The organism is Pseudoalteromonas sp. MSK9-3 (assembly GCF_003590335.1).
Taxonomy (GTDB): domain Bacteria; phylum Pseudomonadota; class Gammaproteobacteria; order Enterobacterales; family Alteromonadaceae; genus Pseudoalteromonas.
This window is the reverse complement of the sequence record NZ_MIET01000035.1, coordinates 101,509-116,174: the sequence shown is the minus strand read 5'-3', so window position 1 is coordinate 116,174 and position 14,666 is coordinate 101,509. Positions and strand designations below refer to the sequence as shown.

General features: G+C 40.5%; 10 protein-coding genes. 5 read left to right on the top strand and 5 right to left on the bottom strand.

Features of this window, described 5'->3' with window-relative positions:
• Window positions 1–23: 23 nt before the first annotated feature.
• Window positions 24–1,346, top strand: coding sequence for an HD domain-containing phosphohydrolase (locus BGP78_RS17125; protein ID WP_119862521.1), 1,323 nt, complete (start codon window positions 24–26; stop codon window positions 1,344–1,346).
• Here the strand turns inward: BGP78_RS17125 and BGP78_RS17120 are convergent.
• Window positions 1,343–2,893, bottom strand: a complete 1,551-nt coding sequence (locus tag BGP78_RS17120) for a PAS domain-containing methyl-accepting chemotaxis protein (RefSeq protein ID WP_119862520.1) — start codon at window positions 2,891–2,893, stop codon at window positions 1,343–1,345. The two genes, BGP78_RS17125 and BGP78_RS17120, sit on opposite strands and share 4 nt — an antisense overlap.
• Before the next feature lie 337 nt (window positions 2,894–3,230).
• On the opposite strand from BGP78_RS17120, the gene hemH reads away from it, so the two are divergent.
• The 3 genes from hemH to BGP78_RS17105 all read left to right on the top strand — a co-directional run bounded on the left by hemH (window position 3,231) and on the right by BGP78_RS17105 (window position 6,176).
• The gene (gene hemH / locus BGP78_RS17115; protein ID WP_119862519.1) at window positions 3,231–4,250 is read left to right on the top strand and encodes a ferrochelatase; all 1,020 of its coding nucleotides are present in this window, start codon (window positions 3,231–3,233) and stop codon (window positions 4,248–4,250) included.
• Window positions 4,251–4,447: 197 nt separating this feature from the next.
• Window positions 4,448–5,566, top strand: a complete 1,119-nt coding sequence (locus BGP78_RS17110) for a sensor histidine kinase (RefSeq protein ID WP_119862518.1) — start codon at window positions 4,448–4,450, stop codon at window positions 5,564–5,566.
• On the top strand, window positions 5,535–6,176 hold the full coding sequence (locus BGP78_RS17105) for a response regulator transcription factor (protein ID WP_119862517.1): 642 nt from the start codon (window positions 5,535–5,537) through the stop codon (window positions 6,174–6,176). Before BGP78_RS17110 ends, BGP78_RS17105 begins: the two co-directional genes overlap by 32 nt.
• On the opposite strand, the gene BGP78_RS17100 is transcribed toward BGP78_RS17105, so the two are convergent.
• Both BGP78_RS17100 and BGP78_RS17095 read right to left on the bottom strand, forming a co-directional pair.
• Entirely contained in the window at window positions 6,160–8,712 is a 2,553-nt protein-coding gene (locus tag BGP78_RS17100) for a bifunctional diguanylate cyclase/phosphodiesterase (protein WP_119862516.1), read from the bottom strand. The two genes, BGP78_RS17105 and BGP78_RS17100, sit on opposite strands and share 17 nt — an antisense overlap.
• A 320-nt stretch (window positions 8,713–9,032) precedes the next feature.
• Entirely contained in the window at window positions 9,033–10,442 is a 1,410-nt protein-coding gene (locus BGP78_RS17095) for a YfcC family protein (RefSeq protein WP_119862515.1), read from the bottom strand.
• A gap of 230 nt (window positions 10,443–10,672) precedes the next feature.
• On the opposite strand from BGP78_RS17095, the gene BGP78_RS17090 reads away from it, so the two are divergent.
• Window positions 10,673–11,086, top strand: coding sequence for a hypothetical protein (locus tag BGP78_RS17090; protein WP_119862514.1), 414 nt, complete (start codon window positions 10,673–10,675; stop codon window positions 11,084–11,086).
• Between the two features lie 45 nt (window positions 11,087–11,131).
• On the opposite strand, the gene BGP78_RS17085 is transcribed toward BGP78_RS17090, so the two are convergent.
• On the bottom strand, window positions 11,132–12,712 hold the full coding sequence (locus BGP78_RS17085) for a sensor domain-containing diguanylate cyclase (protein ID WP_119862513.1): 1,581 nt from the start codon (window positions 12,710–12,712) through the stop codon (window positions 11,132–11,134).
• 699 nt (window positions 12,713–13,411) lie between these two features.
• Window positions 13,412–14,602 carry an alkaline phosphatase family protein gene (locus tag BGP78_RS17075; RefSeq protein ID WP_119862511.1) on the bottom strand — a complete coding sequence of 397 codons (1,191 nt, stop codon included), beginning with the start codon at window positions 14,600–14,602 and terminating at the stop codon, window positions 13,412–13,414.
• Window positions 14,603–14,666: the final 64 nt, after the last annotated feature.

Genomic DNA, 14,666 nt, shown 5'->3' with positions numbered 1-14,666 from the left:
CCCATCTAATGCGCTGTTTTTAAATGGAAGATTTTGAAGAGTTCACAAGTACACCGATACAAATAATGTGTCTGGACGATGAACCAAGTGTATTACGGGCTTTAGTCCGGTTACTTCGTCATCACAAACTACAAGCGATCCCTTTTACAGAAGGTGTTGATGCGCTTGATGCCCTGTCAAAACAGGAATTTGCACTCATCATTAGTGATATGCGCATGCCAAAAATGAATGGCGCGGAGTTTTTAGAAAAAGCAAAAATATTGGCACCTGATACACAGAGAATATTGCTTACAGGATATTCTGATCTTATTTCTACTGTTAATGCCGTAAACCAAGGTGAGATCCATGCCTATGTTAAAAAACCTTGGCAAAACCAACGGTTAATCTATCTCATTGAGCAAGGAGTCGAGAAGTATAAACTTAAAAAGCATAATCAAGCATTGCAGCATCACGTTATTGAACAAAATAATAAACTGAAAGAGCTCAATGACTCATTAGAACTACTCGTTGACAAAAGAACCAAACAAATTCGCCAGGTACTCAAGCAACTTGAAACAGCAAATGAACATGAACGTACCGATCACAAAGCAACGGTAGAGCTGCTCTATAACTTTATTAATGCCAATCCAAATTTAGACGCGCAGCTGGCAAAAAACATCGCAACAAGCTGCTTACAAATCGCAAAAGCATTAAAGCTAAGCGACAAGCTTATCGAAATGGCAAATATGTCGGGGTATTTAGCGCAAGTTGGATTACTGGCAATGGATCCTGCACTATATAAAGTGCCCACTTCACAATTGAACGAGCAACAACGAAAGTTATTTTACACGCACCCAGCCACAGCACAGCTCATGCTAATGCCTGCGCAACACCTTAGTGAAGTGGCTGAAGCTATATATCATCAGTTTGAAAAATACAACGGTAACGGCATTCCAAAAGGACTTAAAGGCAATGACATCCCCATTTGTGCACATATTTTGTCCGTTGCACGAGACTATTGGCAAAATATAGAATCCAGCCAAAAACCCGAAGAGCAAAAGCTTGCTGACGCATTAGAGCTGATAAAAATGTACAGTGGTAACTTTTACCACCCTAAAGTGGTAAAAGCATTCGAAGCCACCCTTAAAGATAAAGCAAACGTACAATCAGATAATGTACGTTCGATGGACATACTTACTTCTAAACAGCTTAAACCAGGTATGGTTCTTGGCCTTGCGATTCATAGCCATAAAGGGATCATGCTGTTGCCAAAGGGTCATGAATTTAACGAAAAATCCATCGCCAAGTTACAACAACTTGAAACTCAAAAGCCGACCCCTTTTAGAATAATGATAAAAGATGGCTAACGTTTAAAACGAACGACCAATTCATACATATCATTGGCAACCACGGTTAAGTTTTGGCTTACAGTTTTAACGTTGTCGGCACTATCTAAACTGGTATTTGCCAATGATGCTATATTCACTACTTGTTGATTAATATCATCAGAAACAGCAGCCTGCTCTTCTACAGAGGTGGCTATTTGCATCGACATATCATTAATGTTTTCAATTGCCCCATTAATTTTTTCTAACATGAGGGTACTTTTTTCTAGCTGCTCAATACCAAATTGTGATTCGCTTTGCCCACGGTGAGCAATTTCAACAGAATGTTGGGTACTTTGCGTTAATTCATGAATGATGGTGTGGATTTCCTGCGTCGATTGCTGCGTTCGTTGCGCCAAATGCCTCACCTCATCAGCAACAACCGCAAACCCTCTCCCCTGCTCCCCAGCACGAGCAGCTTCTATCGCCGCATTTAAAGCTAACAAATTCGTTTGTTCGGCAATTTGATTGATGATTTGCGCAACATCTGCGATACGAGCAGTTTGCTTAGACACCCCTAACACCGAATCTCGGATCAGGCCCACTGTATCTCCTAATTCTAAAATGGCCTGTTTTGTTGCTTTACCTACTTCAGCACTTTCATTAGCTAACTGCAAAGAACTTAACGCTTCATTCGCCGTTGACTGAACATGACTCGACACATCATTGATTGTGGTGCTCATCTCATTCATTGCCGTCGCAACTTGCTCTGTTTCAAGCTGTTGCTGTTGCAGCTTTGTATAAGACTCACTTGCGCCAATCAGTGAACTATCAGCACCACGAGCCACTTCTTTTGCAGAATTTTCAATTCGCGTAATAACCGTATCTAAATGCGCTTTCTCACTTAATAGTCGCACTTGGATCTGCGCCATTTTACCTTCCCAAGTGGTGTAAACTTGTGCTGCAACCTCATCGCAAAAGCTATGTGATAACGAGTCTTCTAAGCGAGATAACTGCTCATTATCACGCCACAAGTTATAACCACTTAACCCCAAGCAATTAATAACAAGCCAAATGAATGCGCCACCTTGTGATAAATACAACCATAGCAGAAGGGAAGATAACACCATAAATATCGGCCAAATTGCCCGTAACTTTGGTAGTTTATAAGTTGCTTGTTTACCCGAGTGAATTGACGAGTATAATGCTTGGGCGCGCTCTACCATGGCTCGTTCTGGCAAGGTACGCACAGATTCATAGCCAATTACTCTGCCATTGTCGGTGACGGGGGTGACATACGCATCAACCCAATAAAAGTCACCATTTTTACATCTATTTTTCACCAACCCCATCCACGCTTTACCTGCTTTGAGCTGCTTCCACATTGTTTCAAAAGCAAGTGCAGGCATATCCGGGTGCCTAACAAGATTATGAGGTTGACCAATTAATTCTTCGCGCGTAAAACCACTGACTGACACAAATGCTTCATTACAATCAACAATATTTCCTTGTAAATCAGTGACTGATATGAGCTTGGTATGCCTATCAAAAGTTTGCTCTGTATTTGTTACGGGTTGATTCAGACGCATAAATCCCCTTTAAGACTAAAAACAATAACAACGTATCTTTTAATTCATTATTGTGACGACGCAGCAGCACTAAAAATATGATTTGAAATACGAAAAAGAGTCGAGAAATTACGTGTATCATGGCTGGCATGCAAGGGTGAAAAGATAAAATGTTTCGAAAATAAGACGAAAGAATGAATAATATATTGAAGTTTTATATTATTCATTAGAATAGATCCACTTTTCAGTGACGTACGTACTAATAATCTTGTAAAATTAGAAATAGATCAGGTGATTCACCACAATGATCTACTACACTCTCAAATCTGCATTATAAGTATGCTTTAAGGAGCTTTGCGTGTCCCGTTTCTCGGCCATAACAGATAACCCGCACGACCAACGATTCAATCAAAAAACAGGGATCTTGGTCACTAATTTAGGCAGCCCTGACGCGCCTACAGCAAAAGCACTCCGAGTCTATTTGGCTGAGTTTTTATCTGATCCTCGTATTGTAGAGATCCCACGATTAATATGGTTAATGATACTCCACGGCATAATTCTTCGTGTACGCCCAAAAAAATCAGCAAAAGCTTATGAGTCAATTTGGACAGACAATGGCTCACCGTTAGTCCACATCACAAAGCAGCAGGCTAGCAAGCTATCCCAACTGATCAAATCTCAAGGATATGAAAACACCGAAGTCGTTATGGCAATGCGATACGGAAATCCGTCAATTGAGTCCGGACTAGAAGCATTACGAGATAAAGGGTTAACTCGTATCATTGTGTTGCCCCTCTACCCGCAATACTCAAGCCCAACGACAGGGTCTACATTTGACGCCGTCGCAACCGTACTTAAAAAATGGCGCTGGGTCCCTGAGCTGCATTTCATTAATGGCTATCATAAAACGCCAAAATATATCTCAGCACTCGCAGCCTCTATTGCTGAAGATTTAAAAAAGCATGGCACACCTGAAAAAATCGTATTTTCATATCATGGTATGCCAAAGCAATTTCTGACCAACGGCGACCCCTACCATTGTTTATGTCACCAAACAACCAATTTGGTCGTAAAAGAACTTGGGATTGATAAAGATCTAGTCATAACCACCTTTCAAAGTCGCTTCGGTAAAGCGGAGTGGTTAAAACCTTATACAGATGCAACATTGACGGACTTCCCCAAACAAGGCATTAAAAATATAGCAATTGTAAGCCCAGCCTTTAGTGCGGATTGCTTAGAAACCCTAGAGGAATTAGAAGAAGAAAATCGCGAGATTTTTGAGCATGCCGGCGGCGAACACTATCGTTATATTCCCGCATTGAATGAAAGAGACGACCACATCGACGCCCTTTATGACGTGGTAAAAACATTGCTTTAAACACGAATAGCGCGTCTAATGGCGCGCTATGTGTTACTCACTTTAGCAACACGCCCTCTGAAATAGTAAATTACCTCATAGCTCTTTCATTTATCTCGGCGTTTTTCAGTTTAATTAATGCATAAGTGCTGCAATGTATGTTCACTATATTGCCTAGCCATCCTGTACCCAAGTCGTTATAATCAAACAAAAACATTATGATTAGAGTACAGAAATCATCCCTTACGACTGTGTTGCTTACTTGGCTTGCGGTGGCACTGCCTAGCACGCTTGGAGTATTAGAAACTCCGCAATTGCCTATTATTGTAACGCTTCATGGCTTATTTCTCATAGCAATAGTGACCATCATCAATGATGTTCCGAATACAAATCCACGACTAAATCACGTATTTATTGCAATCACAATTGGGTTAATTGTTAGCTTAATGATGATCTCAAATAGTTACTTGTATCTTATTTACAGTGTCATGATGACTTCTATTTTCGCTTTTCATACGCCAGCCCTATTCTGCATTGGATACATTATTTTCATCCATAGTACTTATTTACTAATACAGTTTTTGATATGGCAAGCCGGTTGGGATATCGTCAACGCAGCTACTTTTATTGCATTTCACAGTTTTGCATTAATGCTCACCCAAAAAATGCTCAGTGAAAAAAAAGCCAAAGAAGCACTTGCCCTTAGCAACACACAACTCGAAACTGCACATACTCTACTTGCCAATGCCGCAGCCCATGATGAACGACTTAAGTTAGCTCGTGAGCTTCATGATGATGTGGGCCATACTTTAACATCACTGATCATTAATTTAGATATTGCACGGCGAACACAAGATGAACAACAAATAAACCGCTGTTATGAACAAGCCAAAGTTGCGCTCAATACAACCCGAAATGTCGTCAGTCAAAAGCGCTCCACAGACTATTTAGACTTAGCCAGTACCTTAAAGAACTTGGCCGAAAAGACCCCTCGGATCACGGTTTTCACCAAAATACCAGCGCAATTTACCTGTACCAATTTAAACGTTGCACATTGTATTTTACGTTGTTGCCAAGAAGCGATCACAAATACATTAAAATATGCCAAAGCCACGCACTTTACCATTGAGTTAACAACACACCCAGAGCAACTCAATTTACACTTGTATGATAATGGCCAAAAGCAAACACAATTCACGCTCGGAAATGGCCTAATTGGCATGCATGAACGTGTGGAAGCACTTGGGGGAACGTGCAATATAAACAGTATGACGACAGGGTTTAATATAACAATAAGAGTGCCTTATGGATCAAATAAAAGTACATTTAGTCGATGATCAATGCTTAGTTCGACAGGGGATGATGGCTCTTTTACAACTTAATGAGTCAATTGCTGTTACAGGCGAGTCCCATAGTGGTAATGCTTTTCTTGCTACACTTGCCAATAATGACGTTGATGCTGATGTCGTGTTATTAGATATGCGTATGCCTGATGGTACGGGGCTTGATGTATTACGCACACTTCAACACAATGGGAGTGATTTAAAATGCCTCATTCTGACCACATTTAACGAAGATGAACTCTTGATCGGCGGGATGGAAGCGGGAGCCTGTGGTTATTTACTAAAAGACGTTTCATTAGAAATGCTTGTTGATGCAATCACCAGAGTGAGTCAGGGGGAAACCGTTTTACAAAGTGCCCTCACACAACAGCTTATAAAAGCAAATAGGCAACAACCAGAAGCACCACAGATACACCTAACACACAAAGAACGTCAAGTACTAAGCTTGATCGTAGAAGGACTGTCCAATAAAGAAATCTCTGTGGAAATATTCAATGCGGAAGGTACAGTGCGTAATCACGTCTCAAATATACTTGCCAAACTCGATGTGCGTGACAGAACACAAGCAACACTCAAAGCTATCAAGCTTAACTTGCTTGAGTAGCAGCACATTGTTTTATATTTTTTTCTTTGCTGCCATGCAGCATATTTAAACACTCTTTAATCGGCTTCGCTGGGCTATAGTAATAACCTTGAATGTTGTGACACCCATACTGTTGCAACATTTTTAGCTGCACACTTTGTTCTACGCCTTCTGCAATCACTCTAATATTTAACTGGGTACTCAAATCTACGAGGCATTTAATCATCGCCTGTTTAGATTTGTCTGCCACTAAACTATCAACAAATGACTTATCTATTTTTACATAATCAACCTGATTATCAATCAAATTACTCAAAGATGAATAACCAGTACAAAAATCATCTAAGGCAATTTTAACGCCTTTTGAGCGCAATATACTGAGCACATGCCACGTATATTTATTCGTTGCCATCGACTCTGTGACTTCAATCGTGATCGCATTATACGGTAAATTCGCTTTTTCTATTGCTGCACTAATAAGCTCTATCTGATTATTTGTACTTTTAAACTCATTGACTGAACGGTTAATCGAAATAGACACATCCGTAAAACCCGCTTGATGTATTTTGGAAAGGTCATCACAGCTTTTTTCTAGCACGAACTGCCCGACATAATGGATTAAGCCAAACTCTTCCGCTATGGGAATAAAGTTACCCGGAGACACCATGCCATACTCTTCATCAAACCACCGGATCAAGGCTTCAAACTTACGAATTCTACCTGTTTTAGCATCCACAATTGGCTGATAGTGTACATCTAACAACTTCTCCTTGAGCGCCTCTTTCAGTTTATCTCTTAGCTTAATTTTATTTAGATAGGCATTTTGAATTGCAGCGTTGTGAAGGGCTATACTGCCGACTCTGTGCTTTTTAGCACTGCCTAACGCATGCGCCGCATTTCGCAATAAGTTAGCCGCTGATATTTGCTGCTCTGTCGGCAAAACCGCAACGCCTGTACTTGCGGTAATTTCTATCGTTAAGTCGTTAAAAACATAGGGCTGAGCCAATTTAGCTCTGAGCTTCTCTGCGACCAACATACTATTATCACCATCCGTATGGTCCAACAATATCGCAAATTCATCTCCCCCATACCGACTCACAATATCTTGAGCACGCACAGCATTTTTCAACCTTTTTGCCACAGACAGCAAGACCTTATCGCCAGCCTCTGGTCCAAAAGCGTCGTTCACTTCTTTAAAGCGATCTAAACCAATAAACAGTAACGAACAAAAGCGTTGCTGAGACCGCGATTCTGAAACTTTCATTTCCAACGCTTTTAAAAAACTGCGTCTATTTTGTAATCCAGTGAGAGGTTCATGATCCGCATAAAAAGTAAGCTGTGCCTCATTGCGCTTCCAATCTGTAATATCGCGGAAAATAGCCACATAGTTACACACGGCACCTTCTTCATCTTTGACTAAACTTAACGTCAACTCTTCAGGAAAAACTTGGCCATTTTTACGCCGGTTATAAATTTCACCTTTCCACATTCCTTCTTTATTAAGCTGACGCCACATCAGATTGTAAAATTGCTTATCTTGTTGACCCGAAGACAACACGACAGGATCCCTGCCTAACAGTTCATGTCCTGTGTAGCCAGTAAGTCGTTCAAAAGCTCTATTTACCATAATAATTTTATTATGGGCATCGGTGATCATTATGGCTTCAGTAGCGTGCTCAAATACCACATTCGTTAATTCTAGTTGTCTGTTTAATGCGGATATATACGACACATCTTGTACGGTAGCACTGAAGGTTCGTTTGGGTTTAGCAGTATCTGAAGACTCTACGCGACCCATTATTCTAAATAAGCCTCTTAATTCTGAGCGTTTTATATGTGAAACATTAATATCAAAAGTGTCTAATGTATTCTCTGCGACTTTATCTAATAACCCTTGGAGTTTATGTTGGTCTGTCCGTTCTAAACTCTCCATAAAGTCACTGATTGAAATATTTTGACCTGTGTACTTAATTAAGCGAGCCATTTCAGCACTAAACCAATGTCTGTTTTCATCAACGCGCCAAGTCCATGAGCTGAGTTTGGCGATCCGTTCGCCCTTTGCGAGCTGTTTCACTAGCCGATCTCGTGATGCGACTTCTATATTATGGTTTAGCTCAGCGCCCACTAAGTGGCTTAACTCTTTAAACCATATTTGCTCAGCATCATTGATGTTCTTAGGCTGCTTAAACATACATACCATAACGCCAATAGGTGTATGATCAAGAGCCCTTAACGTGATCCCCAAGTAACTATCAATACTAAGAACTTTTAGCATCTCATCGCTGGCATATAGTGTTTGCAGATTTGCACCAATAGCACAAATTGAATCGCTATCTTTGGCATCTTTACAAGGCGTGCCTTCTAAATCATAAACAATATTGTCAACGCGATTGCCTTCAACCATATACAGCGCAGTTTCAACTTTGGCACCGTCATCCACAAACTGACCGATTAGGCAGTGCTCAGGGCCAAATCGTTGATATACCATACCCAAAGCGAATTGATATCTCGCTAAACTACTGCCCAAACTATAAAACTGGCTAAAAGACAAGTTCATAACGTATTCGCATCTTTTAATATTAATATAGAGTTATGTGAATTTAATTCGAATGTTAGTCTATTAAACTACCGTTAACGTCAATGTAGATCAATAAAAGTTAAGATATAATGAAAGCCCGTTAGATATCGGAGCTATTTTTTGTAATAAAAAACCTAATTTAAAGGGCTAGGATGTAAATTAGGGTTAGATCTGATTATGTACAATTAACTGAACTGGGAGGAGTTAAATACATTCATACAGGCAGGTATAATGTTGAATGCATTATAAAAGCCACCAGCAAACATCTAGCTGCTAATGGCTTATATTTTTCTATGATGTTATTGCGCTATAACAGGTTGAACATCTAGTCCATAACCAAAATATACTGCCAATACCAATACGACAGAAGCGGCAGCCATTAACTTTAATAATAATGGCAAACAAAAACGGAACCAATGCGCATAAGGTACACCCGCCATACCTATGATCCCCATTAGAACCGCATTAGTTGGGATGATCATATTAGAAAAACCATCACCAAATTGATATGCAAGTACAGCAACTTGACGAGGTACCCCCACTAAATCACCCAGTGGTACCATTAACGGCATTGTGACGTAAGCTTGACCAGACCCTGACGGGATGAATGTATTTAGCAATGTTTGAATCACCAACATGCCTACAGCTGAGATCTCGGCACTCACATAAGACAGTGGCATAGACATGCTATGCACTAAAGTATGTAAGATTTGTCCATCTTCTAAGATAAGTGCAATACCACGGGCAACACCAATAAGAATTGCCGTCGTCACTAGGTCCGATACCCCCTCAATAAAACGTTCAGCAGTTTCATCGGCCGATAGTTTACCCAAAATAGCAATGACTGCGCCCCAAGCAATGAACACACCGCCTAGTTCATATAAGTACCAACCTTTTGTCGCAATTCCCCATACAGCAATGGTTAACGTGATCAAAAAACTGCCTAATATCATCTGGTGTCTTGATTCTAGCTTTGGGTAGCTCGGCTGCTCTTTACCATCAAGTGGGCACGATACGCCAATCATCATTGAAGAACTAGGGTCTTGTTTTACCTTTTGGGCGTATTGCCAAACATGGTGAAAACCAATTAAGACAAAAGGCACAAAAATAGCTAATCTCAACCAAATACCTGAATAAACCGGTATTTCAGCGATTTGCTGCGCAATAAGTACCGTAAATGGATTAAATGCAGACACACCATATCCAATACCGTAACCCGCGACAATCATGCCAACCGCCGTCATTGCATCTAGTCTCATAGCCTTACATAAAGCGACTAGAATAAGTACAAATGGGATGTATTCACCTGCAGTACCAATACTACTCGATGCCATCGCAAAGCAGAAAACCACCATAAAAATAAGCTTTTCTGGTTTGGACCCATATTTCTCTAATAACCTGCCTATCAATGCGTCAACTGTGCCTGTCGCACGCGCTATTGCGAGTACACCACCTACAATCAACACAAAAAAGATCACATCTTGAGCCGCTGCAAATGCACGGGGGATCGCTGTTAGTAAATCCCAAGGAGTTAAAAATGTCTTCTCTTCTATAACTTGGTACGTGCCAGCAACGACCATTTGTCGCCCTGAATCTGATAAGTGTGTTTCAAAAAAGCCTTGAGGCACCACCCATGTAGCAAATAAAGCAATTACCATCATACCCAATAGCAAGATCAAGGTATGAGGGACTTTTAGCGTTTGACCCATATGTACTCCTAAATTATTCACAGGGCACTGTGCGACCCCTAAATCGCGACATGATACCGATTTTGTCCGCTACTTTCACTTACTGTCGATAAAAGAGTGTGCCAATTCAGATAAACCTAACCAAATTGTAAGTTTTATTTCATTTCATCGTGCAAAATTTAACAGTTTCTTACTGGAGAAATTAAGCGTTGCGCGGAATAATTACCCTATACACAACTGGGAGAGCAACAATGAAAAACATCTTACTCGCATTAGGCGTCATTTCGATATTAGGAGCATGCGCGCATCACGATGATGTTCGTCCAAGTTCAGACAACCAACACTATGTTATTGTTAAAGCGTCTGACCGCGGTGAGGGCATACAAGAAGCACTCAACCAAGCTACACACTTTTGTAAACAAGACAAGCAATCGATGTATGTTATCAATGAATCTGTTAAATATCAGGGTGAGCAAGATGAGCAAACCTTCCTAAATGATCAATCTACCGCTCAAATTATTTCAAATGCTGGGACATGGCTGTGGGTACTTGGTGATGGTTATGTCGACGATGCCGGCGCAATTGCTTCTTTGGCCGGGGCCAGTGCCGAACATTCACTGGGTAAACCTTATTTGATAAATGTCAGCTTTCGCTGCGCCAATTAACCATGTCAGTTTAGTGCTCAATAATTTTGAGCACTAACTCATAGATTAAGCAGCCTCACAATCAGTTACTGCTGTTCTATTTCTGCCACCACGCTTTGCATCATAAAGGGCTTTATCTGCATTTTTTAGGACCTGATGAAAATTACATTCAGTACGTGAGCTATATGCAACCCCGAGTGATATATTCACTTTGGCTACTGGTGGAAATAGATGGTTTGAGACATCAACTCTCAACCTTTCGGCAATAGATACCGCTTGCCCAATGTCAACATTAGGCAAGAATATGGCAAACTCTTCCCCTCCAGTTCTGCAAATAACATCCTGCTCTCTCGCACTACTTTGCATTAACTCGGCTAAAGTTCGGATCACTTGGTCACCGACATCATGGCCAAACTTATCATTAATACGCTTAAAGTGGTCGATGTCTAACGCAATCACTGAGTATGGCTTTTTTATGCTTTGAAAATACTCTAGTTTGGCTAACATTCCTCGACGATTGAGTAACTGAGTCAATGGGTCTTTCTGGCGGTCTAAATCATATTCTTGTATGGTTTTCCCTACCAATTCAGTACCCGAAACAATCGCTTGCTTCAAATGCTCAGCTTCAAAATACCAAGCATCAATTTTTTGAACATTCGACTGTGCATATCGATCCATTGCTCTAACACCAATGGCTAACTTCCATAGTGGTTTCGCTATTTTTGAGCCAAACACTAATATCAACAATAAAGTCAGTATGGTCACAGGCAACGTACTTTTCAGGACGCTCAAAATTGTATCATTGAGTTGAGCCAGCGTTACGGTAAGGGGCCTTTGTGCTACCACGCCCCACCCAGATATTGGCACCGATGCATACCCGCTCAGCATGTCAGTACCTTGACTGTTGCGTAATACCCTTACACCAGACTTACCGGAAATGACATCTTCAATAGCTTCATTACTTTGGATCGTTGTGCCCACACGCTCAGCATCAACATGATAAATAAGCTGCTTATTTTGGTCGACAACATACAGATAAGAGCCATCACTGTAATGATGCTTGCCTAGTAAACGGTTAAGAATATTATCGCCTTGTAAATAGATACTTGCAGCAATGAACCCTTGGTATTTACCCACGTCATTAAATATTGGGTGAGATACACTAATAATGAGGTTACCAGCGGGGGAAATAAAAGGGGTAGAAATATACGGTTCTTTACGCAATAACGGCGCCCTTGCCTGAGCACTTTCTACAACAAAACCTGTGAGGTTTAATGAGCTTGGGGCTGTCGATAACACTTCACCCGCAGCATTGACTATCACCGCAGAGTTAAAACTGGATGTTTGTTTTATTAAACGCTGTAGCTCGTTATTGTGTGCAACCGTGCTATCAAAGTCTGTTCCTATATAATTGGCACTGAAACTTAGCTGAGTAACGACTGAATTCAAAAAAAGCTCTGTTATTTCTGCCAATTTTGTTGCATATACTCGATTGGCCTCAAGGGTATCTTCAATTAACAGTGCCTTTTGAACCCTAAACGTCGCATGTAGTGAATTACCTAGGGTTATCACCATACTAAAAAAAGCTAATAAAAAAATAAGTCTTTTTAAATCAATTTGTTTGGTTGAGTTAAAACAGCCTAACATTCTCATTCCTTGTTAAAAACATACATGAGTATTACCATTGTCTAAAATAATATCTCACTTTTTCATTCTCTCTTTATTCTGTATCAATCTGACAATAAATGTATAAGTAGTCATTGATGACTCGACCCGTGACTGGTTCACTAGGGGCTGTTGAACTTTCAGGTTCATTTTTGCAGCAGTTTGATTGGCTTTTATACAAGGCAGAGGCTGCGTAGCATGGTTATTCCATGTGAGTCAGCCGATAACATAGTAGAAAAGTCAATCAAGCGCTGCCTAACGGTTCTTTTGAGCGTCCTTTTCTCTTTGTTGCTTAATATTCGCTTAGATTACTAGGCCACACATTAAGCGCCGCGATAAAAGCACGCTCAAAGAGAACAAAAATAGAACAGCAAAGATCAACAGCCCCTAGTCATTAAACAGCTTACTCCACACTCAATGGTCGCTTAATATACGTGCACAATGTATAATCATAGACATCAAAGTCAAACATTTAATTAAGGGTTCGTCTCAATCAATGAAAAAAACCAAGGTCAATCCCCTCGTCTCACATTTCACTATTGCATTTATTTTACTTGCTGCACTGTGGATATTTGTCAGTGAAAAAGACTTACTCGTCCTCGGTAATTCGCTCATTTTAGTCTATGTTGTGTACGCGTTGGGATCTAGAGTAATGCCACGAAAGCCTAAAAAATAATAATTTTACTTGAGCGCTTGACGCAGTATCTCTCCGTCACTATCTACATTATTCAGTAATTTTAAGCCCAAAATTTCGCTTATCACCGGATAAACTTCTAGGTTTTTCATCTCATTAATTTTCATACCTGACTTAAATGCGGGTCCATGTGCGACAAATGTTGCGGCCATATCATCGGTATTAGCGTACCCATGAGTTCCTTGGTAGGCTAATTGATTACCACGACTGAACACACGCGGCGCATAAGTTTCTAAAATGATGTCAGGGATCCGAGATGATCCAAAGTAATTGCGCTCAACTAGAGTCTGTTTATCCACAACGACAAATCGACCTTTGGCCTGAGTATTTAGTTTTTTAATAGTGGCCGCTTCGTCAGCTTCATTGGCACCTTTAGTATAAATTAAAACCCGTGGGCCGGTATTCTTCACAATCCAACCTGCTGGTATTGCAAGTGCATCAATATTTATTGATTGCGTACTATCGACGGTAGACATGCCATGATCAGACACCACGATTAAGTTTACAGGGTGAGGTAGCTTAGATAGCCGCTTATGCAATTGAGTGATTAACATGTCAACTTCCTGCACCCCAGCATAGACTTCTGCACTATCAGGGCCAAAATCATGCCCTAGAGAGTCCACTAAAGAAAAATATCCTGCCACAAAATGAGGCCGCTGCGTTGCATCAAGAGAAAGCCATTGAATGATTTGATCTATTCGTGCTTGATAATCACTTTGCTGTGAATAGTGATAATAATAGTTAGGCACCATACCATTAAACCTAGCATCCGATTCTGGCCAAAAATAAGCGGCCGATTTGAGTCCCTGCATTTGTGCTAAGTTCCAAAGAGGAATACCATTGAGCCACGTACTATCGTCTTTTCCGCTGCCCATTTTGTAACATTGGTCTCGCTTTTTGTCACAAAACTTATTATCAATAACACCATGATTTATAGGCTGTAAGCCTGTGATAATTGAAATATGGTTGGGAAATGTTTTACTCGGATAAACAGGCCACATTTTATTTACTCGAACGCCTTGCTTTGCAATGTTAGCCAGTCCTTTTGCACGATGTTTTTCAATGTAATCCCAGCGAAACCCATCGAGTGAAATAAGCACGACAGATTGTTGTTGAGCGAATGCTGTAACAGAGAAAAAAAGGCTAACGAGTAACAGACGTTTTACCACATAAGACATACCATATTCCCAAATGTTGTATTATCAAAGATAAAACAACATTATTACGCTAAACCTATGACAT

What these genes read in the sequence shown, in the direction of transcription:
- BGP78_RS17085 (WP_119862513.1), bottom strand. Translation starts at nt 12,712, where the DNA reads ATGTTAGGCTGTTTTAACTCAACCAAACAAATTGATTTAAAAAGACTT.
- BGP78_RS17120 (WP_119862520.1), bottom strand. Translation starts at nt 2,893, where the DNA reads ATGCGTCTGAATCAACCCGTAACAAATACAGAGCAAACTTTTGATAGG.
- BGP78_RS17095 (WP_119862515.1), bottom strand. Translation starts at nt 10,442, where the DNA reads ATGGGTCAAACGCTAAAAGTCCCTCATACCTTGATCTTGCTATTGGGT.
- BGP78_RS17075 (WP_119862511.1), bottom strand. Translation starts at nt 14,602, where the DNA reads ATGTCTTATGTGGTAAAACGTCTGTTACTCGTTAGCCTTTTTTTCTCT.
- BGP78_RS17110 (WP_119862518.1), top strand. Translation starts at nt 4,448, where the DNA reads ATGATTAGAGTACAGAAATCATCCCTTACGACTGTGTTGCTTACTTGG.
- BGP78_RS17090 (WP_119862514.1), top strand. Translation starts at nt 10,673, where the DNA reads ATGAAAAACATCTTACTCGCATTAGGCGTCATTTCGATATTAGGAGCA.
- BGP78_RS17125 (WP_119862521.1), top strand. Translation starts at nt 24, where the DNA reads ATGGAAGATTTTGAAGAGTTCACAAGTACACCGATACAAATAATGTGT.
- BGP78_RS17105 (WP_119862517.1), top strand. Translation starts at nt 5,535, where the DNA reads ATGGATCAAATAAAAGTACATTTAGTCGATGATCAATGCTTAGTTCGA.
- BGP78_RS17100 (WP_119862516.1), bottom strand. Translation starts at nt 8,712, where the DNA reads ATGAACTTGTCTTTTAGCCAGTTTTATAGTTTGGGCAGTAGTTTAGCG.